This is a genomic window from Kaistella haifensis DSM 19056, from assembly GCF_000735695.2.
Taxonomy (GTDB): domain Bacteria; phylum Bacteroidota; class Bacteroidia; order Flavobacteriales; family Weeksellaceae; genus Kaistella; species Kaistella haifensis.
In genome coordinates, this window is record NZ_JASZ02000036.1 from 1 (window position 1) to 22,852 (window position 22,852).

The following is a 22,852-nucleotide window of genomic DNA, read 5'->3' on the forward strand; positions in this document are numbered from 1 at the left end:
AAAGCTGTTGATTTTCTCATGAGAACTTTGGCATATTTCTTAAGTCCTGTGAAGATTATTCTTGCTGATGGAGGTTACAGAGGAGAAATCATAGAACAGGTGAAAAATAAGTTTGCTTATCTAATCAATGTGGTGATGAGAAATGATGAAAAGAAAACAGATTTTAAGCCCTTTTCTAAAAGATGGATTATTGAACGGACATTTTCCTGGTTTGATAACGACAGGAGATTATGCAGGAATTACGAATTACTAATGGAAAATTCTGAAAATATGGTAAAATTATCCGCTATAAAAAATTTATTGAATAAAATTTAAACAGGCTCTAAATTAATAACAATAAAAAACCCATCAAATAAATCTGATGGGTTTTCCTATTGTTGTTGTCTGAATTATTTTTTGTAAGCAGCGTCTTTAATTCTCGCTTTTTTACCTCTAAGGTTTCTGAAATAGTAGATTCTCGCTCTTCTAACTTTTCCTCTTCTGTCTAATTCAATTTTCTGAAGAGCTGGCATGTTCATTGGGAAAACTCTCTCTACACCTACATCACCACTCATTTTTCTGATGGTAAATGTCTTGGTAAGACCAGTTCCTCTCAACTGAATTACTGTACCTTTAAAGAACTGAGTTCTTGTTTTAGCACCTTCTTTAATTTCGTAATACACAGTGATGGTGTCACCGGCTTTGAATTCTGGGAATTCTTTTTTTGTGATGTACTTGTCTTGTACGTACTTTACTAAATCCATTTTTTTGTAAAAAAATTGTTTTGTTGAGCTAACCAACTTTCACGTCCTTCGTCAGAGGTTGATTAACAGGGTGCAAAAATAACATAATTTTTTCTGTCTGCCAATACTTTAAAAGATTTTTTTTTAAAAATTGCCATTCAATGATGATTTAAAAATATTTAAAAAAAGCTTTTGCAAATTTACAAAAACCGGAAATAGAATTTTATTAAAAAAAATTGTAATTTCAAGCCACAAAATTTCAATATTATAATGATCGATAAAAGAGTAAAAAATGCCCAGGAAGCCATGCAGGGAATTACAGATGGAATGACTTTGATTGTAGGTGGTTTCGGATTATCCGGAATTCCAGAAAATTCAATCGCCGAGCTGGTTGCAAGCAATATTTCCGGACTTACCTGTATTTCCAATAATGCGGGAGTGGATAATTTTGGACTTGGTTTGCTTCTTCAAAAGAAACAAATTAAAAAAATGATCGCATCCTATGTTGGAGAAAATGCGGAATTCGAAAGACAAATGCTTTCCGGAGAACTGGAAGTGGAATTGACGCCACAGGGAACTTTAGCGGAAAAATGTCGCGCTGCGCAACACGGAATTCCTGCGTTCTACACTCCCGCAGGTTACGGAACTGAGGTTGCGGAAGGTAAGGAAACCAAAGAATTCAACGGTAAGATGCATATTCTGGAGTATGCCTACGAAGCAGATTTTTCTATCGTGAAAGCATGGAAAGGAGATCACGCAGGGAATTTAATCTTCAGGGGAACTGCACGGAATTTCAATGCGCCAATGGCTGGAGCAGGAAAAATAACCATTGCCGAGGTGGAAGAATTGGTAGAGCCGGGCGAACTTGATCCTAACCAGATTCATATTCCGGGAATTATGGTACAGCGGATTTTTCAGGGAGAAAAATTCGAGAAAAGAATAGAGCAACGTACAACCCGAAAAAGAGAATCATAATGCTAACAAAAGAACAAATCGCACAGCGAATTTCAAAGGAAGTTAAAGACCGTTATTATGTAAATCTCGGGATCGGAATTCCCACCTTGGTCGCAAACTACGTTCCGCAGGATATTTCTGTTGAATTCCAAAGTGAGAACGGAGTGCTTGGCATGGGACCTTTTCCGTATGAAGGCGAAGAGGATCCGGACTTGATTAATGCTGGAAAGCAAACCATTACAACACTACCAGGAGCTTCTTTTTTCGATTCTGCTTTCAGTTTTGGGATGATCCGCAGCAAAAAAGTTGATCTCACTATTCTCGGAGCGATGGAAGTTTCAGAAAACGGCGATATTGCGAATTGGAAAATTCCCGGCAAAATGGTGAAGGGAATGGGTGGCGCAATGGATTTGGTTGCGTCTGCAGAAAATATCATCGTTGCGATGATGCATGTAAACAAAGCAGGAGAAAGCAAAATTCTGAAAAAATGTACCCTTCCTTTAACTGGTGTTGGATGTGTAAAAAAAGTAGTCACAGAGCTTGCTGTAATGGATATTACACCGAATGGTTTCAAACTTCTCGAGCGTGCACCCGGAGTTTCCGTGGAAGATATCGTGAAAGCAACAGAAGCCGATTTAATCATTGAAGGAGAAATTCCGGAGATGGTTTTCTAAGAAAAGAATTTATTTTATCATCAATTTTCAAGAAAAGCGCAGATTTTATCTGTGCTTTTCTTTTTTTATAGATATTATAATTAAAATTACGCCAGTTTATATAAATAAAATCTACATAGAATTGTTTTTAAACAAAATTTATCTATTTTTGCGCTTTAATTTAGATAAAAGTGGAGTTAAATAATAAATTTATAGTTACAGTCGCTGAAAATAAGCATCTTGAATTTGTTCCAGTTATTTTAAAAGAGATAGAAGAATCGGCCAAAGAGCGCGGAACGGGAATTGCAAAGCGGTCTGCAGCTTATCTCGAAGAAAAAATCAACGAAGGAAAAGCAGTAATGGCTTTTTCGGCTGAAGGGGAATGGGCGGGTTTCTGTTATATTGAAACTTGGAGCAACAAGGAATATGTCGCTAATTCGGGGTTAATAGTCGCGAAAAAATTCAGGAAAGATGGTTTGGCAAAGGCGATTAAACAAAAGATATTTTCCTACTCGCGCGAAAAATATCCCAACGCGAAATTATTCGGCCTTACAACGGGTTTAGCGGTAATGAAAATCAATAGCAGCTTGGGTTACAAGCCGGTTACTTATTCCGAATTGACTCAGGATGAGGTTTTTTGGAGCGGCTGCAAAAGTTGTGTGAATTTCGAAATTTTAAATAGTAAAGATCGCAAGAACTGCCTTTGCACCGCGATGTTGTATAATCCGGAAGAAAATAAATCTCAAGAAAATTCTAATAATATCAAATCTGAAAATGACCAGAAGTTGTTTTCAAAATTCAAAAAAATAAAAACAATGTTATGGAAAAAGTAGTTTTGGCTTACAGTGGCGGCCTCGACACATCTTTTTGTGCGGTTTATCTTTCAAAAATTAAGCAGTTGGAAGTTCATGCGGTGATGGTTAATCTTGGTGGATTTTCTGCTGAGGAAATTCAAAAAACCGAGGAACGCGCATATCAATTGGGCGTAAAATCTTTTCATGTAATTGATGATGCGGAGAATTATTACCAAAAATGCATCAAATATTTAATTTTCGGAAACGTCTTGAAAAACAATACCTATCCGCTTTCCGTAAGTTCTGAGAGGGTTTTTCAGGCAACTGCGATTGCTGATTATGCAAAGAAAATCGGCGCAAAATCCATTGCTCACGGAAGTACCGGTGCAGGAAACGATCAGGTGAGATTTGATAGTATTTTTCAGATTCTTTTGCCGGAAGTTGAAATCATTACGCCGATTCGTGATTTGAAACTTTCTAGAAATGAAGAGATTGATTTTCTAAAAGAAAACGGTTTCGAAATTAATTTTGAAAAGTCGCAATATTCGATCAATAAAGGTCTTTGGGGAACTTCTGTAGGTGGAAAGGAAACTTTGACATCTAATATTTCACTTCCTGAAACAGCTTTTCCAACGCAAATTTCAAAATCGGAGCCTGAAGAATTGAGCATTACTTTCGAAAAAGGAGAAATCAAGGCAGTGAATGGTCAGGAATTTTCTAAACCGATTGAGGCAATTCAGTTTATTCAGGAAATAGCACAAGCTTTTGCAATTGGCCGCGATACGCATGTTGGCGATACGATTATCGGAATCAAAGGTCGGGTAAGTTTTGAAGCTGCAGCGCCTTTAATCATTCTGAAAGCGCATCATTTGCTGGAAAAACACACCTTAACCAAAAGTCAACTTTTCATAAAAGATCAGCTGAGTCTTTCTTACGGAAATTATCTGCACGACGGTTTGGTGCTCGATCCGGTGATGCAGGATATGGAAGCACTTTTCGAATCTTCACAGAAAACAGTGAACGGAATTGTGAAAATTTTATTGAAACCTTATCATTTTTCACTGATCGGATTAGAGTCGGAAAACGATTTAATGTCTTCAAAATTCGGCTCTTATGGAGAAATGAACAAAACTTGGACGGAAGCTGATGTGAAAGGTTTCTCCAAAATTTATTCGAATGCGCTCAGCATTTATCATCAGGTAAACAACAAGAATTAAAATGGAAAAAATAAAAGTAGGAATTGTAGGCGGAACAGGTTTTACAGCGGGCGAATTGATTCGAATCTTGCTCTATCACCCGAATGTGGAAATTTCTTTCGTGACGAGCCAAAGTCTTCAGGGCGAATTTGTTTCTGATGTTCATAAAGATTTGTTTGGGGAAACAACTTTAAAATTTGAAAATTTGGCACAACCTGCAGATATGATTTTCCTTTGTCTTCCGCATGGCGAAAGCAAAAACTGGCTTATCGAAAACGAAAAACGTATTGCTCCCGAAACCAAAATTATCGATTTGGGCAACGATTTTCGGGTAGATGAAGAATGGAACGACAAAAAATTCATCTACGGACTGTCGGAATTTAATAAAGAAAAAATTGCAAAAGCTTCATATATCGCCAATCCGGGATGTTTTGCAACGGCAATTCAACTGGGAATTTTACCAATTTTAAAACAAGAAAAAATTGAAAAAATCCAATGTGTAGGAATTACAGGTTCTACAGGCGCCGGAAAAGCGTTGCATCAATCATTGAATTTCAACTGGCGAAATGATAATATTTCTCCATACAAAACCTTTACTCATCAACATATCGCGGAAATTGAGAAAAGTATTTCATTGATTTCTGAAACTAAAACGGAAATTAATTTTATCCCGTGGAGAGGCGATTTCACGCGCGGAATTTTCGTTTCATTAATGATGGAAAGCAATCTTTCTCAAGCTGAAATCGAGGAAATGTATCGTTACGCTTACAAATACTCAAAATTTGTTTTCGTTTCCGCAAGTCCAATCGATTTAAAACAAGTCGTAAATACCAATAAAGCAGTTGTTTATATCGAAAAAGTCGGAAAAAATCTTGCAGTTCATGTCGCGATCGATAATCTGTTGAAAGGCGCTTCCGGACAAGCGATCCAAAATATGAATTTGATGTTCGGTTTCAATGAAAAATCCGGACTTAATCTTAAACCTTCTGTCTTTTAATCATGAAATTATTTGATGTATATCCTTTGATGCCCATAAATATTGTAAAGGCAGAAAATTGTAAACTTTGGGACGAAAACGGAACCGAATATCTCGATTTCTATGGTGGTCATGCGGTGATTTCTGTTGGTCACACGCATCCTCATTATGTGGAAAAAATTAAGAATCAACTCGATCAAATTGGTTTTTATTCCAATTCGGTGATTAATAAACTCCAGGAAGAATTGGCGGAAAAGCTTGGAAAAATTTCCGGATATGAGGATGATGCGCTTTTTCTTTGCAATTCTGGTGCGGAAGCGAATGAAAATGCCCTGAAAATCGCATCTTTCACTTCTGGGAAAAAGAAATTCATTACGTTCAGAAATTCTTTTCACGGCAGAACTTCCGCGGTAGTTGCAGCAACGGATGATTCTTCGATTGTCGCTCCTGTAAACGAAACTTCAAATTTTATTTTCTGTGAATGGAATAATGCAAAAGCATTTGAAAAATTATTCAAAGAAAATCTCCACGATTTGGCCGGAGTTATTATCGAAGGAATTCAGGGAATTGGCGGAATTCAGATCCCTTCTCAGGAATTAATGTCGAAAATCTCGGAATTGTGCACCGAAAATTCGGTTTTCTTTATTTCCGATGAAATTCAGTCCGGTTATGCGAGAAGCGGGAAATTCTTTGCTCATCAGCATTTCAAAGTAAAACCCGACATCATTACGACCGCAAAAGGAATGGCGAATGGTTTTCCGATTGGTGGCGTTTTGGTTTCCCCGAAAATTCCGGCAAAACATAAAATGCTCGGAACTACTTTTGGCGGAAATCATTTGGCTTGTGCCGCTGCAATTGCGGTTTTGGAGATTATTGCTGATGAAAATCTTATGGAAGAATCCTTTCAAAAAGGAGCATATTTAATCCAAAAATTACAGGAAATTCCGCAAATCAAAGAAATCCGCGGAAAAGGTCTTTTAATAGGAATCGATTTTGAAATTCCTGCCGCTCACGTTTCTAAAAAATTAAGGGAAGAACATAAGATTTTTGTAGGAAGCGCTACAAATCCTTTAACGATGAGGCTTTTACCACCGCTCACGATTTCTTATTCGGAGATCGATTATTTTATTGCATCTCTTCAATCAGTTTTAAATTTAATTTAAAAAAAATGAAAAATTTCACTTCAGTACACGATATATCAAATCCTGAAATACTTGTTCAGGAAGCTTTGGAACTTAAAAAAAATCTTTACGGTTTCAGTGATTTAGGAAAAAATAAAACGCTCGGATTGGTATTCCTAAATCCAAGTTTAAGAACCAGAATGAGCAGTCAAAAAGCCGGTATGAACCTCGGAATGCAGGTTCAGGTAATCAACGCCGGACAAGATGCATGGAATTGGGAATTTGCAGAAAACGCTGTGATGAACGGTACTACCGTGGAGCATATCAAAGATGCGGCTAAAGTCTTGAGCGAATATTGCGATGTCATCGGTTTGCGATGTTTTCCGGGATTAAAAGACCGCGATGAGGATTATAACGAGTTTGTTTTGAATTCTTTCATCAAATATGCAACAGTTCCGGTGATTTCTCTGGAATCGGCTACACGACATCCTTTGCAGAGTTTTGCGGATTTAATTACGATTCGTGAAAACTGGAATAAACCTCAGAAACCCAAAGTGGTTCTTTCATGGGCGCCACACATCAAAGCGCTTCCGCAGGCGGTTGGAAATTCTTTTGCGGAATGGATGAACGCTGCCGATGTCGATTTTTGTATCGCAAATCCGGAAGGTTATGATTTAAGCAAAGAATTTACAGGAGCTGCGAAAGTGTATCATAACCAGGAAGATGCATTGCAAGATGCAGATTTTGTATATTTTAAAAACTGGTCTTCGTTTGAAAATTATGGCGCATTACCCGAAGTGAAAGGAGATTGGCTTTTGGGTGAAGATTTTTTAAAAACCAACCCCGAAACAAAATTTATGCATTGTCTTCCGGTTCGCCGAAATCTGGAAATGAGTGATGCAGTTTTGGATTCTTCGAATTCTTTAATTTATCAACAAGCCAATAACAGAACGCTTTCCGCGCAGTTAATCATTAAGAAAATCCTCGAAAATTCATTGTAAAATGGAAGATTTATTCATCATAAAAATTGGCGGCGAAACCATCAATAATTCCGAAACGCTGAAAACCTGTCTAAAAGCAATTGCAGCATCCGGACAGAAAATAATTTTGGTTCATGGTGGCGGAAAAAAAGTGACAGAACTTGCCCAAAAACTTCAGGTTCCACATCAAATGGTGGAGGGAAGACGCATCACATCTGCAGAAACATTGGAGCTTTGTACAATGGTGTATGCGGGTTTGATCAATAAAAAAATAGTGGCGGGTTTGTCTTCCGAAAAGCTTTTGGCAATAGGACTTTCGGGCGCTGATTTGAATTGTATAGTTTCAAAGAAAAGAGATGCTTCTGTCATCAATTATGGTTTTGTGGGCGATATTGTAAGGGTGAATGAGGCGGTTTTCGAAAATTTCATTGCGGGAAATATCGTTCCGGTTGTGAATTCTATCAGCATTAGTGAAGAAAGCGAACTTTTAAATACCAATGCAGATGCTGTAGCGGCAGAAATTGCAAAAGCGATGTCGGCGAATTACAAAACGCACCTCATTTATTGTTTTGAAAAAAATGGGGTTTTAAAAGACATTGCGGATGAAAATTCGGTGATTGAAGAAATTTCAAAGTCCGATTTTACGCAAATGAAAGAAACCAAACAAATCGCCGATGGAATGATTCCTAAGCTACAAACGGCTTTCAGAGCATTGTATCACGGCGTAGAAGAAGCTAGAATTCTAAAAAGTGACGCATTGGAATTGTATTTCAACAACGGAAAACCGGGAACAAATATCATTTTGCATTAATGGAAAATTTAAAAAAAGACGCCAAAAAGTTTTTGATGCAACTCATTGAAACGCCTTCTTTCAGCAGAGAAGAGGAAATTACGGCTTTAATTATAGAGAAATATTTGCGCGAAAAGAAGATTCCGTTTCAGCGAAAAGGAAATAATATTTGGGCAAAGAATCTTTATTTCGATGAAAATCTGCCGACGATTCTCCTCAATTCCCACCACGACACGGTAAAACCCAATTCTGCGTACACCCTCGACCCTTTCAAAGCAATAGAAAAAGACGGGAAAATTTTTGGCTTGGGAAGCAATGATGCAGGTGCTAGTTTGGTGAGTTTATGGGCGGTTTTTTCTCATTTTTATGCTCAAAAATTGAAATATAATTTAATCTATGCAGCCACGGCTGAAGAAGAAATTTCCGGCAAGAACGGAGTGACTTCAATTCTGAAGGATTTGGGGAAAATCGATTTTGCAATTGTTGGAGAACCTACCAAAATGAATTTGGCAATCGCTGAAAAAGGGTTGGTGGTTTTAAACTGTGTGGCAAAAGGAACGGCTTCTCACGCGGCCCATCTCAATGATGATAATTCCATTTATAAAGCGGTTCGCGATATTCAGAAAATTCAGAATTTAAGTTTTGACAAGGTTTCTGAGGTTTTAGGAAAAGTAAAAGCTACGGTAACGATTGTGAATGCCGGTTCTCAACATAATGTGGTTCCGGATCAGTGCCATTTCACGGTGGATGTTCGTACGAATGAACTTTATTCAAATTCGGAAATTGTAGAGATTTTCCAACAAGAATTGGAGTCGAAAATTCAACCTCGATCTCTGGCTTTAAATTCTTCCCGAATCGATCTGGATCATCCTTTTGTTTGGGCGGCACAACAAGAAAATTGCGAGCTTTATGGTTCTCCGACGATTTCAGATCAGGCGTTAATGCCTTTCGATTCAGTAAAAATTGGTCCCGGAGATTCTAGGCGTTCTCACACTGCTGATGAATTTATCTACGAAAAAGAACTCGATGGAGGCATCGAAAAATACATTAAAATTCTCTCTCATATCCTTTAAAAAATGGAAAATAAAAAATTGTGGGCAAAAGATTCCGCGAACCTGAAATACTTGGAAATCATTGAAAAATTTACCGTCGGAAATGATAAAGATTTCGATGTTTTATTGGCTCAATACGATATTCTCGGAACAAAAGTGCATTGCAAAATGCTTACGAAAATCGGTTTTTTGACGGAGAAAGAAAACGATTCCATTCAAAAAGAATTGGATGAAATGAATGTTTTGGCAAAACAAAACCAACTTTTGATCAACAGCGGAGTAGAGGATATTCACAGCCAAATTGAGTTTAATCTCACCGAAAAACTTGGCGACGCAGGAAAGAAAATTCACACTGGAAGATCCAGAAATGATCAGGTTTTATTGGCAATCAAATTATTTTTAACAGCAGAAATTAAATCGATTGCGAAGCTTTCAAAATCTTTATTTGAAAGATTAATGATGCTTTCAGAAACCCACAAATCTGTATTGATGCCGGGTTACACGCATTTTCAAATTGGGATGCCTTCTTCATTTGGACTTTGGTTCAGTGCTTTTGCCGAATCTTTATCTGAGGATTTGGAGGTTTTGGCGGCGGCTTTATCGGTGGTTCAGAAAAATCCTTTGGGTTCTGGAGCGGGTTTTGGCTCTTCTTTTCCGCTCGACAGAGATTTTACGACGAAGGAATTGAATCTTGAAAAAATGAATGTCAATTCTGTTTACGCGCAGATGACTCGTGGAAAATCGGAAAAAATCACAGCGATGGCGATGAGCACTTTAGCGTCGACTTTGGGCAAATTGGCTTACGATATTTGCATGTTCAGCAATCAGAATTACGGATTTATCGGTTTTCCGACGGAACTTACGACCGGAAGCAGCATTATGCCTCACAAAAAAAATCCCGATGTTTTTGAATTGATCCGCGCAAAATCTGCGAGAATTCAAAGTCTTCCGAATGAATTGACGCTTCTTACCAATAATCTCCCGTCCGGTTACCATAGGGACTTTCAGCTTACCAAAGAAATTATCTTTCCCGGAATTCAGGAGCTAAAAGATTGTCTCGAAATTTTTGAATTTATGCTTCAACATATCGAAGTGAAAAATGATATTTTAAAGGACGAAAAATATGATTATCTTTTCAGCGTCGAAAAAATCAACGAATTGGTGATGAATGGAGCGAGTTTTCGCGAAGCCTATCGCGAGGTCGGAAATGCCATTGAAAATGGGACTTATCACTACCGAAACGATGATTTGAAGCATACTCATAAAGGAAGTATCGGCAATTTGTGTTTGGAAGAAATTACTTTAAATTTCGAGGAGGTCTTCAGAAAATTTAATTAAAAAAGATGAAAACATTAGACGCGAACGATCATAAAATACTCAATTTTCTGCAGGAAGATTCTACGGTATCGGTGAAAGATTTGGCCGAGAAAATAGGACTTTCTTTTACGGCAACTTACGAAAGAATCAAGTCGTTGAAAAACAGCGGAATCATCCGAAAACATGTAGTCTTGATCGATGCTGAACTTGCCGGTTTCGAAATCATGGCGTATTGTAACATCGTTTTGAAGGAACAATCCAACGAAAAATTGCAGGAATTTGAAGCCAAAATCAAAGCGGAACCACAGGTTTTGGAAGTGGTAAGTCTTTCCGGGCAATACGATTATGTGATCAAAGTTGTTGCGAAAAATATCAAAGATTATAATAATTTCATGACGACTGTTGTTGCTAATATTCCCAATATCGGTCAGTATCACAGCAATATCGTGCTTTCGGTGATTAAAAATGATACGAAATTTACTTTCTAAATTTAGACTTTTTTTAAACAAAAAATCCTCTTCAGTTTTGAAAAGGATTTTCTTTACAAATTATTTCTACAAGGATCTTATTTTAAAATCTCTTTCAAAAATAACAACGTGTGATTCCATGCTCGTTTCGCCATTATTGGATTATAATCGGCCGATTCAGGATTTGTAAAAGTGTGTTTCGAATTCGCGTAAGTGATGATTTGCCAATCAGCTTTTCCCTCATTCATTTCTTTTACCAGATTGTGGTAATCTTCCGCCGTTACGCTTTCGTCATCGGCGGGATGTTCTACTAAAATTTTGGTTTTCAGTTCTTCATTTTTTCTCTCCGAATTTTTCGCCAATCCACCATGAATAGAGACAAATCCAGCTGCAGGTAATTTTCCTCTTGCAGCTTCCAAGGCACCGGTTCCTCCGAAACAGTAGCCGATGATGGCTATTTTTTCAGGGATTGCGCCATGTTTTTTTAGTTGTTCCAATGCCAGTGCAATTCTTTTTTGATATTCAGCAAAATTTTCTTTGTAATATCCAGCTGTTTTTGCCGCTGTAGCATTATCCGAAGGGATGTTTCCTTCACCATAAATGTCGGCAATAAATGCAATATACCCTTCTTTTTCTAAATCTAAAGCAGCAGTTTTTGCTTCATTGTCAATTCCTTTCCACGCGGGTAAAATGAGAACTCCGGGAAGTTTTTTTCCGTTGTTGGAAGTTACTAAACCATTCAGTTTTTGTTTGCCATCTTGATAGGAAACAGGTTTTAGTTGTTGACTAAATAGAGTTCCCGAAAATGCAATTGCAACGGTTAATAGTAAGGATCGTATCATTATTTTGATTTTTATTAGTTCAAATTTAAACATAAGAATAAAGATACAGTGAGTGTTTGGTGTAATATTCGTCGACGTGTTTCATCGAAATGAAAGATAATCGTAATTTTGAGATACTTAAAAATAAAGAAAATGCCAAAATATAAAATTCAAAAATCACCTTTTGTTGTTCCTACCACCGACGGGAAGCTGATTGAAGAAATCTGGGGAAACTCCACCGGAAATACTGATGTTTCCATTGCGCACATGGTAGCGCCGCCGAATTGGAACGAACCGCATCAAACACCGGAATTTGATGAATTTACCTACATAATAAAAGGGAAAAAACAGTTTGAAATCGATGGAGAAACCCTTGTTTTGGAGGCCGGACAAAGCATTTTGATTGAAAAAGGCGCAAGAATCCGCTACAGCAATCCGTTCGAAAATCCTTGCGAATATTTGGCGATTTGTTTGCCTGCTTTTTCGATGGAACTGGTTAATCGCGAAGAGGAATAGCGGATTTTAATTAAAATTCTACTCCCAAATTTCGAAGTTCTTCTGCTAAATTGGTTTCTTCAGTAATATGAATCGTTACAAAACCTAAGTTTTTGGCGGTTTCAATATTCTTGGCGTTATCATCAATGAAAACCGATTCATTAGCCTTAATGTTGTACCGTTCCAATAAAACTTCCCAAATTTTCGGGTCGGGTTTAATCAATTTTTCCGTGCCGGAAACCACGATTTTCCCATCAAATATTTTGAAGAAATCGTAATTTTCCAAAGCATAAGGAAAAGTTTCTGCAGACCAATTCGTTAATCCAAAAAGATCATATTCTGAATGTTCTAGCTTTCGTAAAACTGCCACGTTTTCCGGAATATCCGATCTCAACATCGTGGTCCAATTGTCGTAATATGCGCGGATTTCCGTTTCCCATTCTGGGAATTTTGCAATCAGAATTTCGGTTCCTTCAGCCAGACTTCTTCCTCGATCTTGTTCCGCATTCCACTCATCGGTGGCAATGTTTCTGAGGAAAAATTCCATTTTTTCGTCATCATTAAAGTAATCTTTGTAGAAATACCGCGGATTCCAGTCCATTAAAACGCCACCAAAATCGAAAATGATATTTTTTATTGTTGAATTCTGCTTCGTCATACTGATTGTTTTTTGCCAAAAAAAATGCTGATTAATGTGAAAACTAAAAGGATATGAAGGTAAAATGAATATTGAACAAGGTCCGGATATTCCATTTTGAAATTACTGAGTGAGATTAAAATAAGAATTTGCGCACTGTAAGGAATCAATCCTTGCACATAACAGGAAAAAATATCAAGGATAGATGCACTTTGCTGTGGTTTCAGTCCGTATTTATCATTAATTTCTTTCGCTACTTTGCCCGAAATAATAATCGAAATGGTGTTGTTGGCAACGCAAAGATTGGCAACCGTAACCAAACCGCCAATTCCCAAAAGTGCTGTTTTTTTGGAATTAATGATTTTGCTGATGTTTTTAATAAAGAAAGAAATTCCGCCGGCTTTTTCTACCATTGCTGCCAAACCGCCTGTGAGAAGTGAAAGCAGAAAAATCTCGGTCATGCTGGTAAATCCTTCATAGGTTTTTTTGGCAAAGCCGATAAAATCGAAACTTCCATAACCAAATCCAAGCATTCCGGCGAAAATTAGTCCTGCGAATAATACAACGAAAACATTTAAACCAATCAATGAAAGCGCAATAACCAAAAGATAAGGCAAGATTAAAATCAAATTAAATTCTTTGTTTCCGCTAATGACTGCTGTACCTTCCTGATTGAATCCCAATACAATTAAAATTAAAATCGTTACCAACGCAGCCGGAAAAGCCAATTTGGAATTGAAACGGAACTTATCTTTCATCTGACAACCCAAACTTTGGGTCGCAGCAATCGTGGTATCCGAAATAATGGAAAGATTATCGCCAAACATCGCTCCAGAAAGCAAAGAAGCTCCAATTAATCCTAACGGAGATTCACTTTTTTCAGCCAATGCAATCACAATCGGACCCAGCGTAACGATAGATCCAACGGAAGTTCCGGAGGCAAACGAAAGAAATGATGCGATCACGAAAACCCCAACCGGAAAATAGGCCGGAGAAACATAATTTAAACCCAAATTTACGATAGAATCTACACTTCCTGTCGCTTTGGTTACCGTTGCGAAAGCACCTGCCAAAAGGTAAATAATACACATCGTGAGGATTTTTCCGTCGCCGCAACCTTTCAAGAAAGTATCAACTTTTTCGTTGATTTTTCCTTTCAAAAGGATGAAAGCTGCGGTAATCCCGATCAAAGCTGCGATAGGAGAGGGTAGCGCGTAAAAATCATTATTATAAATTCCGAATCCCAAAAATACCAGCACAAAAATTAGCAAAGGAAATATGGAAAAAAGTGGGTGGTTGAGTTTTAACATGTTGCAAAATTAATATGCAAAAGGCGAAAAAAAGTAATGATTTTCAGAAAATTTTGCAAAAACATGTTGTAAACCGTTGGATAGTATAATTTCTTCCGCACCGATGACGGAGTTGTAACGCGCGATTTGTTCAAAAGTTTTTTCAGTTATTTTGATCTCAGGTGCTTTGCATTCCACCAGAATTTTCGGAATGGTTTTTTCGGTGACCAAAAGATCAATTCTCTTTGTGGTACCGTTTAGTTCCAGCTTTTTTTCGAGGATTAGTGAGGAAAGATTTCTGCCTTTTTTTAAATGAAAATAATGGACCCAATGCTGCCGAACCCATTCTTCCGGCGTGAGCAAAAGCCAGCTTTTCCGTACCAAATCATAAATAAAAAACTTATCTTTGTCTCTCTTGATCTGCAGATCAAAAGTATCCTCAAAATTCAGTTTCGGAAGTTGCATTTATGAAAGAATTAGATTTAATCCTCAAAAATATTAAAAAAAAAGAGTTTCAGCCGATTTATTTTTTTCATGGTGAAGAGCCATATTATATGGATGTTGCAGTGAAATCTTTTGAAAATGATGTACTGGAAGAAGATGAAAAAGCTTTCAATCAAACGGTAGTATACGGAAAAGATACCAGTTACGCCGAAGTTTTGGCTCTGGCAAGACAATTCCCGATGATGGGCGAAAAACAGGTCATTATTCTGAAAGAAGCTCAGGAAATCCGGATGACGGAAAAAGAATCTGAAGCGTTGAAAATTTACGCTGAAAATCCCGTGGAATCGACTCTTTTAGTGATCGCGCATAAGCATAAAAAAGTTGATTCGCGGAAAAGTTTTGCCAAGATACTTTCCAAAAACAAAATGCTTTTCGAAAGTCCGAAAATGAAGGATTATGAAGTACCGAAATGGATCGAGCAGGAGCTTCGCAATGTCGGTCTGAAAACAAAACCAGATATTCCTTTATTACTCTCCGAATACCTCGGAACCGATTTGTCAAGGATTTCCAACGAACTCAGTAAACTCAAAATGATTCTGAAAAACGATGAACTTCTCGACGAAAAAATCATCGAAACCCACATCGGAATCAGCAAAGATTTTAATGTTTTCGAACTCATCAAAGCTCTTGGTAAAAAAGATGAAAGCAACGCGCTGCGGATCGCACATTTCATGGGGAAATCGCCAAAATACAATTCGTTCCCAATGGTAATCGGTAATTTATATAACTTTTTCTCGAATCTGGTGATTTGCCACACCATGGCAGGACAGTCGCAGCAGGCGATGGCATCCGCAATGGGCGTAAACCCTTATTTTGTCAAAAATTATACTGAAGCTGCACGTTTTTACAACCTCAAACACTGTACGCGAATCATCTCCATACTGCGCGAAATGGACCTGAAAAACAAAGGTTTAGGCGCCGTAAATATGGAAGAAAGCGAGTTGCTGCGAGAAATGGTATACAAAATCCTTCATGTCGACCGCTTAAAGGTGAAAGTGTGATTTTGGGCGACTTTTCCGCCCTCCGTTCCCGCTTTTTTGCTTCACTTCGTTGCGCAAAAAGAGCTCCACTCAGGTCGGGTCGCGGTTTCAGTTGTGAAACAAAGATCATTAAATAAAGAAAAAACATCAGACAAATAAAATAAAGATGATATTTCGCGCATTGAAAAAATTCATCATAAAATAGACTTCATCCCAAAATAATTAACGATTTTTGAAAATTCAAAATCATAAACTTAATTCATGGAACAAAATATTTTAGAATGCGTTATCGTAGGTTCCGGACCTTCCGGATTTACCGCAGCGATTTACGCAGCAAGAGCCGATCTTAAACCCGAATTGTACACAGGTCTTGAACCCGGCGGACAGCTAACAACTACAACAGAAGTAGATAACTTTCCCGGCTATCCAGACGGCGTTACAGGTCCTCAAATGATGATGGATTTGCAGAAACAAGCAGAAAGATTTGATACCAAAGTGAATTATGAACTCATTACCAAAGTTGAATTTTCTAAAGAAGAAGGTGGTGTTCATCGTTTATGGGCCGGAAATAAAGAAATATTTGCCAGAACGGTGATAATTTCTACCGGTGCTACTGCGAAATATTTAGGCCTTGATGATGAGAAAAAATATTCCGGAGGTGGAGTTTCTGCCTGTGCAACCTGCGATGGATTTTTCTATAAAGGAAAAGATGTGGTGGTAGTAGGAGCGGGCGACACCGCGGCTGAAGAGGCAACATACTTGGCGAAACTAACCAATAAAGTAACCATGTTGGTGAGAAGAGATGAGTTCCGCGCTTCGAAAGCGATGATCCATCGGGTTCTAAATACGCCCAATATCGAAGTGAAATTCAACCATGAATTAATCGGAATTGAAGGCGAAAATGCTTTGGTCGAAAGAGCAGTGGTGATTAATAATCAAACTCAGGAAATCTCCAAGATAGACGTTCACGGAATTTTTATCGCAATTGGACACAAACCGAACACAGATATTTTTGCAGGCCAAATCGATTTGGATGAAAACGGATACATCAAAACCGTTCCGGGTTCCACCTTGACCAATTTGCCGGGAGTTTTCGCAGCGGGCGATGTTCAGGATCACAGATATCGTCAGGCGATTACTGCAGCAGGAAGTGGTTGTATGGCTGCAATGGATGCGGAAAAATACTTGGCAGAACTAAATTAGAATTTGGCAGAAATTTAAGTCTAGAATCTAGAATCCAGACTATTTTGTCTAAATAATGAAAAATCTTTTCTACATATTCATCGGTGGTGGTTTGGGTAGCGTTTTGCGTTTCCTGATGTCCCATTATACCCAGAAATTATGGAACATCAACGCCTTTCCGTTGGGAACTTTTGTGGTGAATATCATCGGGTGTTTTCTAATCGGGATTTTCAGTGCTTATTTTGTTAAAATTGACAACTACCTGAAATTTCTTTTGATTACCGGATTTTGTGGGGGATTTACTACATTCTCTACATTTTCGGCAGAAAACATCTCCCTTTGGCAAAGTGGCGAATATTTCATCCTCATTTTATATGTCGTTCTCAGCGTAATATTGGGTTTGGGAGCAGTTTATTTAGGACTGAATGTAGCGAGAAACTAAATTTTTCTCTTTGAATATGAGTTTTTTACTGATTTTTTGTAAAAATAATTTGCTCATTTTATAAAAGCGCTTTATATTTGCACCACTGAAAATGAGAAATCATTTTTACTGGAGGAATGGCAGAGTGGTCGATTGCGGCAGTCTTGAAAACTGTTGACTGTAACAGGTCCCGGGGTTCGAATCCCTGTTCCTCCGCTTGGTGAACAACCAAAACACATCAAAAGCCTTTAAATACTAGTATTTAAAGGCTTTTTTGTATTTATGATATATCAAATTATATCAAATTAATGCAAAACAAAAGGGAGTACCAAGGTGAGTAGCAGAAAAATCAAAATAGGTACTCACCGAATTTAGCATTAAACAGCCTATTCATCGCTTATTCATCTATTGAACATCTTGTAGGTTTAGAGGTTTCGAAATAAATTTATTAACCTTTAAAATCATGACTTATGCAAACCTACTGTTTACTATTCTATGCAAAAAGAACAAAAGGTAATTCTGAACTTTCAGCAATTTATATGCGAATTACTATTGATGGAAAACGAAAAGAAATTTCGACAGGAAAAACGATTCAAACGAAAGAATGGAATTCTAAAGCCGGAAAAGTCTTTGGAAATTCTTCTCATGCAAAATCTTTTAATTCATTCCTCGAAAGTCTGCGGGCAAAAATGTTCGAATCTTACAACTATCTATTAAACAATCGAAAAATTATTACATGTGAATGTCTGAAGAATAGATTTCTGGGGATTGATGAACGAAAAGTAACTTTAGTAGAAGCTTTTCAAGATCACAATAATCAAATAAAAGAATTAATAGGGCGAGGATTTGCTCATGGAACCTGGGAGCGGTATGAAACCTCTCTTAGACATACTCAGCAGTTTATGATGTGGAAATATAATATTTCAGATATTGACATAAGAGAAATTAATCCTGCATTTATTTCAGATTATGAATTCTTTCTAAGAACGGTACGTAATTGCGCCAATAACTCAGCAGTAAAGTATATTAAAAATTTTCAGAAAATTATCAACATATGTTTAGATAACGAGTGGATTATTAAAAACCCTTTTGCTACTTATAAATCTAAAATTGTCATTACAGATGTACGCTTTCTTACAGAAAATGAATTAGAAAAAATAAAAAATAAAGTATTCAGTACTGAAAGGTTAAGGACCATTCGCGATATATTTCTCTTTTGTTGTTTTACAGGTTTAGCGTATTCGGACGTTAAGAAATTAGCACATGAAAATATATCAATTAATGCAAATGGCGAAAAATGGATCAAAATTAAAAGAACCAAAACAAAGGTTGAGGCAAGTATTCCACTTCTTCCAATTGCAAACGAGATTTTAGACCGCTATAAAACCAACGTAAAATGTGTAAATGATGAGAAAGTTTTACCGGTTTTAAGCAATCAGAAGATGAACGAGTATTTAAAAGAGATTGCCACTTTATGCGGATTGGACTTTGATATTAGTTTTCATACGGCCAGACATACTTTTGCCACGACTGTAACATTAAATAATGGGGTGCCACTTGAAACTGTAAGTAAGATGTTGGGACACTCTAATGTTCAAATGACTCAACATTATGCAAAAATTCAAGATCGGAAAATTGGTGATGATATGAATTTACTTAAAAAGGTATTGAATAAGAACGAAAAGAAGCAAACCATGATCAAAAGCAAGGCCCATAAGAAGCCGCAATGAGAAGCGCTGAAGTTTTCCTCCTGCTTTTTTTGTGCAATATTGTTTTGATGCAAATTAAATTTAGACTCGCAAAGAAAATAATCAAAAGTGAAATATGTTACGAAGATTATATGGAGATTAAAATTAAAGGGAAAAAAAGTGATCTGTCTTTTACTTTAAATGAGAAAAATGCAGATCACTTATTAAAATTTCAAAAAATATAAAAAAAAGATTGTGGAAAATATTATTAGAAAATGAAAAAATCCTTCTATTTAATCTTAGAGAGATTACCTATTTCTATAAACTGTCTTTTAATCGTATAATTTTTCAGTAAAAATTCAATAACATAATATCCAGATTTTAACTCTGAAGTATCCAAATTTTGAATTCCTTTCATGGTTTTCATTAGAAGACCTTTCGTATTATAGATTTTAATAGTTGTGATATCAGAATTTTTCATCTCAAAAAGTACATCAATTATTTCAAAATTAATTTTTTAGTTTCTGTATAAGATCCCACGTTAAGTTTAACAAGATAGACTCCTGATTGTAAACGGGATAAATCTAGATCTTTTTTGAAGAATCCTTGTGTTTTAGTAATTTCTGTTTGGTGAACTAATTTACCAGAAAAATCGTAAATACTGATGTTTCCTTTATTATTGAAACCAGTTTTTAAATCATACAAAAGAGTTACTTGTTTGTTCGGTGCAGGATTAGGATAAAGGCCGAATGAAACTTTAGAGTTTACCTCATTACTTCCTAATAAATCGGTAATGTCTTTATATTTGAAATACATATTTCCTGTCGTTGCACCACCATTCTCAGTAAAATACATTCTGTAGTATTTATTGTCTTCTTTGATATAATAGACCATATCAGCAACCAATCCTGAAGTTGGTTTCCAAGAGTGTCCAATTGTGGTAATTCCTTTTTTGAAAGCAGTTTCAGTAGGTAAATTAATCGAATTTGTTGCCTGTGTTTCGGTCGCTTTAGCGACGGTAATTCTTGGACTTTGAATAATTCCGGAAAGTTGATACATCATTACGTTATTGTAGAAAGTCCAGTATTTGGTCAACATGAAGTCCCATTCTGCTTTCGGAGGTTCTACATTATTTACTTCCTGATTATTTAAAAGTGAAAAATAATTGAAGTAAGAATCTGCAGTTCCGTTAGCGATGGTTTTTGTTGTAGTTGCTTCCCAAGCAGCGCCATTCCATTTTGAATATTTAAAGGTATAACCACCAAAATAATCCGTAATCATGAATTTGATATACGTGTCATTTGGATATTTTAAAACATAGATTGTTTTACCATCAATATGATGTGACCCGATGTTATAACAACCCCAACCTGTGGAAAGAATATTACACGTTAGATCAGCCTGTTCGAAAGCGCCTTCTTCTAAAGATTCGGTAAGGTCTGGATTGTAAAGAGGTTCTCCCCAGGTTGAAAGATTTGCGATATTGATATTGTCCCATTGTGTAGGATCTGTAGAGGCTTGATACGTATCTATTCCTTGTGCATCGTTAACTCTGGTTCCGAACGCGGTGGTTCCGTTTCTGTAAAATGCGACGTCCCAAATTTTTGCGTCTTGAGAAGTTAGTTTATTTTCCGATAAATCGAAGAATACCTGATTTTTATACGCAGCACCTGTGGTTGCATTTACTTGAGTATAACCGTTAGCATCTGTTTGTGCATTGACGTTGTTCATTATTCCTGCGGTTAGGAATGCGGAAAAAATAAATAGTGTTTTCATTGTTTTTAGTTAGAATAATTAAAATTAATTTTAGCAAATGTAATCTTTATTTAGAATAATTAAAAATAATTTATTAGTTTTGCCACATAATTTTTAAAAATGAGAAAAACACTACTTTCTATAATTACAATATTTCCTTTATCGGTCGGGGTTTTAGTGCTTGCACAAAAAGATTCGGCCACTATTCAGAAAGTTGTTATTACCGGACAGTATAGCCAACAATCAATTAAAAAGTCACTTTACAAAGTTGAAGTGATCACCAATGAGGATATCCAAAGGATGGCGGCGAACAATGTTGCAGAAGTTTTAAATCAAACTTTAAACATTTTAATCATTCCGGATAAAAAGTCTGGTGATTCAAAAGCCAACATTTTAGGAATGGGCGCAGATTACACCAAAGTTTTAATCGATAATATTCCAGTAATTGGCGATACCGGTTTAGGAAGTAATATTGATTTAACCAAAATTAATCTTGATAATATCGAGAGAATCGAAATTGTAAAAGGTTCTATGGGCGTTGAATTCGGAAACAATGCCGTTTCTGGGGTGATCAATATTATCACCAAAAAATCATCCCGAAATAAATGGAATGTACGAGGTTCTATTCAGGAGGAAACGGTTGGCAAAGAATACGATTGGGTAGATTATGGCAAAGGAAGACATGTACAATCATTAAATGTTTCTCATAATATTTCGGATAAATGGTTTGCAGATTTGTCTTTAAACAGAAATGATTTCCAAGGTTTTTGGGGAGATAAACAAGGTAAGAATTATTTTGAACAAGATGGAAATCGAGGCTACGAATGGCAACCGAAAGAACAATGGAATCCGGCATTTTTATTAAAGTTTTCTTCTCCGAAGACTCAGTTTTTCTACAAAGGAGATTATCTTTCAGAAGAAATAAATTATTATAATCCTGTCGTTGAGCAAAAATATCTGGGTGCAGGTGAAAGAACTTTTGTCGCAACCGACCGAGATTATTTAACCAAAAGAATGTTGCATCATTTCAATATTCAAACCGAATTATTTAAAAAATCAAAATTCTCTGGTGATTTGTCTTATCAAAAACAAACCAGAAAAAACAAAGACTATATTTTCGATATTCCAGCAAGAGAAACCATTTTCACTGATAATGAAAATGTGTATTATCAAGCAGAAACTTTCTACTCCAGAGGAACGCTCAGTAATTTTTTGGATTCTGAAAACACAAATGTTCAAATTGGTTACGAAGGAGATTATACCAAAGGTTTTGCAGGATTTACAACGGGAAGTTTTGCCGGTAATAACGTGATAAAAGATGTTTTGAGTGGAGGCGTTTTTGCGTCGGCAGAATTTAACTTTAGCGAAAACTGGTTTTTGAGACCTGGGGTAAGAGTTAATTTTTCCGATACTTTCAGTACAAAACCTAATTTTTCTTTGGTCTTTAAAAATAGAATTAGCGACCAGTCAGAATTTCGTGCGATTGTAGGATCTGCGAATAAAAACCCAACTTTCGAGCAGTTGTTCACTTACTTCGTTGACAGCAATCACGATATTCGTGGAAATGAGGATCTTAAGCCTGAAAATTCTTTCTCAGGAACTTTATATTACACAAGAACGAGCAAGCCTGGAACAAATTCGAAATGGACATTGGATGTAAGTTCAATGTATTTGCAAGTTCAGGATCGTATCGAAATGGCTTTGGTTAATGAGTCGCCTTTGCAGTATAAATAGTCGTTCCTTAACAATATAAATATTTTCTTTTTATTGTGAAAAAATATGCAGCAAAGAGGAAATTCTGCAAAGAAAAATATAGCCAACGAAGATTGGCTTTAAGAATCTCCATCATTTTCTTCATATTCCAGGCAGTTGCTGCTAGGAAGGCATTGATTTGAGGCCCCGTTTCTCCCATAAAGTAATTTTTAGCCAGCCTGAAATCAGTTTTTAAATGTCCGATGATAGGCTCTATGGCAGCTCTGGTTCTGAATTTTTTGCGCTTTGTTTGTTTCTGGTAGAGGGTGTCTTTTTTTCTCGGTGGACCTGGAATGGAGATTTTCA

Annotated in this window: 25 protein-coding genes, 1 tRNA gene and 1 pseudogene; 19 read left to right on the plus strand and 8 right to left on the minus strand. The window is 36.7% G+C overall.

All coding sequences use genetic code 11. The annotated features are described in order from the left end of the window. A partial coding sequence (locus AP75_RS12430) for a transposase (protein WP_088264535.1) occupies positions 1-315 on the plus strand: 315 nt, incomplete at its 5' end. Positions 316-389: 74 nt separating this feature from the next. Here the strand turns inward: AP75_RS12430 and rplS are convergent. Then, positions 390-743, minus strand: a complete 354-nt coding sequence (rplS, locus tag AP75_RS12435; RefSeq protein WP_088264890.1) for a 50S ribosomal protein L19 — start codon at positions 741-743, stop codon at positions 390-392. Positions 744-992: 249 nt separating this feature from the next. Between rplS and AP75_RS12440 the strand changes: the two genes are divergently transcribed. The 11 genes from AP75_RS12440 to AP75_RS12490 all read left to right on the plus strand — a co-directional run bounded on the left by AP75_RS12440 (position 993) and on the right by AP75_RS12490 (position 11,043). Continuing rightward, positions 993-1,697: a CoA transferase subunit A gene (locus AP75_RS12440; protein ID WP_088264891.1), complete on the plus strand. Its 705-nt coding sequence runs from the start codon at positions 993-995 to the stop codon at positions 1,695-1,697. Beyond that, complete coding sequence (locus tag AP75_RS12445) at positions 1,697-2,350, plus strand: CoA transferase subunit B (RefSeq protein WP_088264892.1); 654 nt, start codon at positions 1,697-1,699, stop codon at positions 2,348-2,350. The genes AP75_RS12440 and AP75_RS12445 overlap by 1 nt, the downstream gene beginning before the upstream one ends. A 170-nt stretch (positions 2,351-2,520) precedes the next feature. Next, positions 2,521-3,162 carry an N-acetyltransferase gene (locus tag AP75_RS12450; RefSeq protein WP_031503780.1) on the plus strand — a complete coding sequence of 214 codons (642 nt, stop codon included), beginning with the start codon at positions 2,521-2,523 and terminating at the stop codon, positions 3,160-3,162. Further along, positions 3,150-4,340 (plus strand): argininosuccinate synthase, encoded by a 1,191-nt coding sequence (gene argG, locus AP75_RS12455; RefSeq protein WP_031503778.1) that lies wholly within the window; start codon positions 3,150-3,152, stop codon positions 4,338-4,340. The genes AP75_RS12450 and argG overlap by 13 nt, the downstream gene beginning before the upstream one ends. Position 4,341: 1 nt before the next feature. Then, entirely contained in the window at positions 4,342-5,316 is a 975-nt protein-coding gene (argC, locus tag AP75_RS12460; RefSeq protein WP_031503776.1) for an N-acetyl-gamma-glutamyl-phosphate reductase, read from the plus strand. Between the two features lie 2 nt (positions 5,317-5,318). Further along, positions 5,319-6,458, plus strand: coding sequence for an aspartate aminotransferase family protein (locus tag AP75_RS12465; RefSeq protein ID WP_031503774.1), 1,140 nt, complete (start codon positions 5,319-5,321; stop codon positions 6,456-6,458). Positions 6,459-6,463: 5 nt separating this feature from the next. Then, entirely contained in the window at positions 6,464-7,417 is a 954-nt protein-coding gene (locus AP75_RS12470; RefSeq protein WP_031503771.1) for a Rossmann-fold NAD(P)-binding domain-containing protein, read from the plus strand. A gap of 1 nt (position 7,418) precedes the next feature. Beyond that, the gene (argB, locus tag AP75_RS12475; RefSeq protein ID WP_051872683.1) at positions 7,419-8,207 is read left to right on the plus strand and encodes an acetylglutamate kinase; all 789 of its coding nucleotides are present in this window, start codon (positions 7,419-7,421) and stop codon (positions 8,205-8,207) included. Continuing rightward, positions 8,207-9,259 carry a M20 family metallo-hydrolase gene (locus tag AP75_RS12480; protein WP_088264893.1) on the plus strand — a complete coding sequence of 351 codons (1,053 nt, stop codon included), beginning with the start codon at positions 8,207-8,209 and terminating at the stop codon, positions 9,257-9,259. The genes argB and AP75_RS12480 overlap by 1 nt, the downstream gene beginning before the upstream one ends. A gap of 3 nt (positions 9,260-9,262) precedes the next feature. After that, a complete protein-coding gene (gene argH / locus AP75_RS12485; RefSeq protein WP_031502286.1) occupies positions 9,263-10,576 on the plus strand; it encodes an argininosuccinate lyase in 1,314 nt (437 codons plus the stop codon). A gap of 5 nt (positions 10,577-10,581) precedes the next feature. Further along, positions 10,582-11,043: an Lrp/AsnC family transcriptional regulator gene (locus tag AP75_RS12490; RefSeq protein ID WP_031502284.1), complete on the plus strand. Its 462-nt coding sequence runs from the start codon at positions 10,582-10,584 to the stop codon at positions 11,041-11,043. A gap of 77 nt (positions 11,044-11,120) precedes the next feature. Here the strand turns inward: AP75_RS12490 and AP75_RS12495 are convergent, their stop codons facing one another. After that, the gene (locus AP75_RS12495; protein WP_031502282.1) at positions 11,121-11,864 is read right to left on the minus strand and encodes a dienelactone hydrolase family protein; all 744 of its coding nucleotides are present in this window, start codon (positions 11,862-11,864) and stop codon (positions 11,121-11,123) included. Between the two features lie 132 nt (positions 11,865-11,996). On the opposite strand from AP75_RS12495, the gene AP75_RS12500 reads away from it, so the two are divergent. After that, the gene (locus AP75_RS12500) at positions 11,997-12,359 is read left to right on the plus strand and encodes a cupin domain-containing protein (protein ID WP_031502280.1); all 363 of its coding nucleotides are present in this window, start codon (positions 11,997-11,999) and stop codon (positions 12,357-12,359) included. Positions 12,360-12,369: 10 nt separating this feature from the next. Here AP75_RS12500 and AP75_RS12505 read toward each other — a convergent pair whose 3' ends face one another. Genes AP75_RS12505 through AP75_RS12515 form a run of 3 tightly spaced genes read right to left on the minus strand, consistent with a single transcriptional unit; the run spans position 12,370 to position 14,729 of the window. Next, positions 12,370-12,996 (minus strand): HAD family hydrolase, encoded by a 627-nt coding sequence (locus AP75_RS12505; protein WP_031502278.1) that lies wholly within the window; start codon positions 12,994-12,996, stop codon positions 12,370-12,372. Continuing rightward, positions 12,993-14,285 (minus strand): Na+/H+ antiporter NhaC family protein, encoded by a 1,293-nt coding sequence (locus AP75_RS12510; protein WP_031502276.1) that lies wholly within the window; start codon positions 14,283-14,285, stop codon positions 12,993-12,995. The genes AP75_RS12505 and AP75_RS12510 overlap by 4 nt, the downstream gene beginning before the upstream one ends. A gap of 9 nt (positions 14,286-14,294) precedes the next feature. Next, positions 14,295-14,729: a type I restriction enzyme HsdR N-terminal domain-containing protein gene (locus AP75_RS12515; RefSeq protein WP_031502274.1), complete on the minus strand. Its 435-nt coding sequence runs from the start codon at positions 14,727-14,729 to the stop codon at positions 14,295-14,297. A 2-nt stretch (positions 14,730-14,731) separates the two neighbouring features. On the opposite strand from AP75_RS12515, the gene holA reads away from it, so the two are divergent. The 5 genes from holA (at position 14,732) to AP75_RS12540 (ending at position 19,081) form a co-directional block, all read left to right on the plus strand. After that, on the plus strand, positions 14,732-15,769 hold the full coding sequence (gene holA / locus AP75_RS12520) for a DNA polymerase III subunit delta (protein WP_088264894.1): 1,038 nt from the start codon (positions 14,732-14,734) through the stop codon (positions 15,767-15,769). Positions 15,770-16,009: 240 nt separating this feature from the next. Next, complete coding sequence (gene trxB, locus AP75_RS12525) at positions 16,010-16,951, plus strand: thioredoxin-disulfide reductase (RefSeq protein ID WP_031503344.1); 942 nt, start codon at positions 16,010-16,012, stop codon at positions 16,949-16,951. 55 nt (positions 16,952-17,006) lie between these two features. Beyond that, on the plus strand, positions 17,007-17,372 hold the full coding sequence (crcB, locus tag AP75_RS12530; RefSeq protein ID WP_031503341.1) for a fluoride efflux transporter CrcB: 366 nt from the start codon (positions 17,007-17,009) through the stop codon (positions 17,370-17,372). Positions 17,373-17,482: 110 nt separating this feature from the next. Next, positions 17,483-17,567, plus strand: a tRNA-Ser gene (locus AP75_RS12535). Between the two features lie 254 nt (positions 17,568-17,821). Beyond that, positions 17,822-19,081 (plus strand): site-specific integrase, encoded by a 1,260-nt coding sequence (locus tag AP75_RS12540; RefSeq protein ID WP_088264895.1) that lies wholly within the window; start codon positions 17,822-17,824, stop codon positions 19,079-19,081. A gap of 247 nt (positions 19,082-19,328) precedes the next feature. Here the strand turns inward: AP75_RS12540 and AP75_RS12545 are convergent, their stop codons facing one another. After that, entirely contained in the window at positions 19,329-19,520 is a 192-nt protein-coding gene (locus AP75_RS12545; RefSeq protein ID WP_031503339.1) for a hypothetical protein, read from the minus strand. Positions 19,521-19,537: 17 nt separating this feature from the next. After that, positions 19,538-20,815, minus strand: a complete 1,278-nt coding sequence (locus tag AP75_RS12550) for a T9SS type A sorting domain-containing protein (RefSeq protein WP_088264896.1) — start codon at positions 20,813-20,815, stop codon at positions 19,538-19,540. Between the two features lie 99 nt (positions 20,816-20,914). Here AP75_RS12550 and AP75_RS12555 point away from each other — a divergent pair, with 99 nt between their 5' ends. Further along, positions 20,915-22,528: a TonB-dependent receptor plug domain-containing protein gene (locus AP75_RS12555; protein WP_088264897.1), complete on the plus strand. Its 1,614-nt coding sequence runs from the start codon at positions 20,915-20,917 to the stop codon at positions 22,526-22,528. 7 nt (positions 22,529-22,535) lie between these two features. Here the strand turns inward: AP75_RS12555 and AP75_RS14340 are convergent. Further along, positions 22,536-22,852: pseudogene (locus AP75_RS14340) on the minus strand (hypothetical protein); the annotation flags it as partial.

Excerpts from the sequence above, each read along its gene's own strand:
- rplS (WP_088264890.1), bottom strand. The coding sequence starts at position 743 with ATGGATTTAGTAAAGTACGTACAAGACAAGTACATCACAAAAAAAGAA.
- AP75_RS12440 (WP_088264891.1), top strand. The coding sequence starts at position 993 with ATGATCGATAAAAGAGTAAAAAATGCCCAGGAAGCCATGCAGGGAATT.
- AP75_RS12445 (WP_088264892.1), top strand. The coding sequence starts at position 1,697 with ATGCTAACAAAAGAACAAATCGCACAGCGAATTTCAAAGGAAGTTAAA.
- argG (WP_031503778.1), top strand. The coding sequence starts at position 3,150 with ATGGAAAAAGTAGTTTTGGCTTACAGTGGCGGCCTCGACACATCTTTT.
- argC (WP_031503776.1), top strand. The coding sequence starts at position 4,342 with ATGGAAAAAATAAAAGTAGGAATTGTAGGCGGAACAGGTTTTACAGCG.
- AP75_RS12465 (WP_031503774.1), top strand. The coding sequence starts at position 5,319 with ATGAAATTATTTGATGTATATCCTTTGATGCCCATAAATATTGTAAAG.
- AP75_RS12470 (WP_031503771.1), top strand. The coding sequence starts at position 6,464 with ATGAAAAATTTCACTTCAGTACACGATATATCAAATCCTGAAATACTT.
- argB (WP_051872683.1), top strand. The coding sequence starts at position 7,419 with ATGGAAGATTTATTCATCATAAAAATTGGCGGCGAAACCATCAATAAT.
- AP75_RS12480 (WP_088264893.1), top strand. The coding sequence starts at position 8,207 with ATGGAAAATTTAAAAAAAGACGCCAAAAAGTTTTTGATGCAACTCATT.
- argH (WP_031502286.1), top strand. The coding sequence starts at position 9,263 with ATGGAAAATAAAAAATTGTGGGCAAAAGATTCCGCGAACCTGAAATAC.
- AP75_RS12490 (WP_031502284.1), top strand. The coding sequence starts at position 10,582 with ATGAAAACATTAGACGCGAACGATCATAAAATACTCAATTTTCTGCAG.
- AP75_RS12495 (WP_031502282.1), bottom strand. The coding sequence starts at position 11,864 with ATGATACGATCCTTACTATTAACCGTTGCAATTGCATTTTCGGGAACT.
- AP75_RS12500 (WP_031502280.1), top strand. The coding sequence starts at position 11,997 with ATGCCAAAATATAAAATTCAAAAATCACCTTTTGTTGTTCCTACCACC.
- AP75_RS12505 (WP_031502278.1), bottom strand. The coding sequence starts at position 12,996 with ATGACGAAGCAGAATTCAACAATAAAAAATATCATTTTCGATTTTGGT.
- AP75_RS12510 (WP_031502276.1), bottom strand. The coding sequence starts at position 14,285 with ATGTTAAAACTCAACCACCCACTTTTTTCCATATTTCCTTTGCTAATT.
- AP75_RS12515 (WP_031502274.1), bottom strand. The coding sequence starts at position 14,729 with ATGCAACTTCCGAAACTGAATTTTGAGGATACTTTTGATCTGCAGATC.
- holA (WP_088264894.1), top strand. The coding sequence starts at position 14,732 with ATGAAAGAATTAGATTTAATCCTCAAAAATATTAAAAAAAAAGAGTTT.
- trxB (WP_031503344.1), top strand. The coding sequence starts at position 16,010 with ATGGAACAAAATATTTTAGAATGCGTTATCGTAGGTTCCGGACCTTCC.
- crcB (WP_031503341.1), top strand. The coding sequence starts at position 17,007 with ATGAAAAATCTTTTCTACATATTCATCGGTGGTGGTTTGGGTAGCGTT.
- AP75_RS12540 (WP_088264895.1), top strand. The coding sequence starts at position 17,822 with ATGCAAACCTACTGTTTACTATTCTATGCAAAAAGAACAAAAGGTAAT.
- AP75_RS12545 (WP_031503339.1), bottom strand. The coding sequence starts at position 19,520 with ATGAAAAATTCTGATATCACAACTATTAAAATCTATAATACGAAAGGT.
- AP75_RS12550 (WP_088264896.1), bottom strand. The coding sequence starts at position 20,815 with ATGAAAACACTATTTATTTTTTCCGCATTCCTAACCGCAGGAATAATG.
- AP75_RS12555 (WP_088264897.1), top strand. The coding sequence starts at position 20,915 with ATGAGAAAAACACTACTTTCTATAATTACAATATTTCCTTTATCGGTC.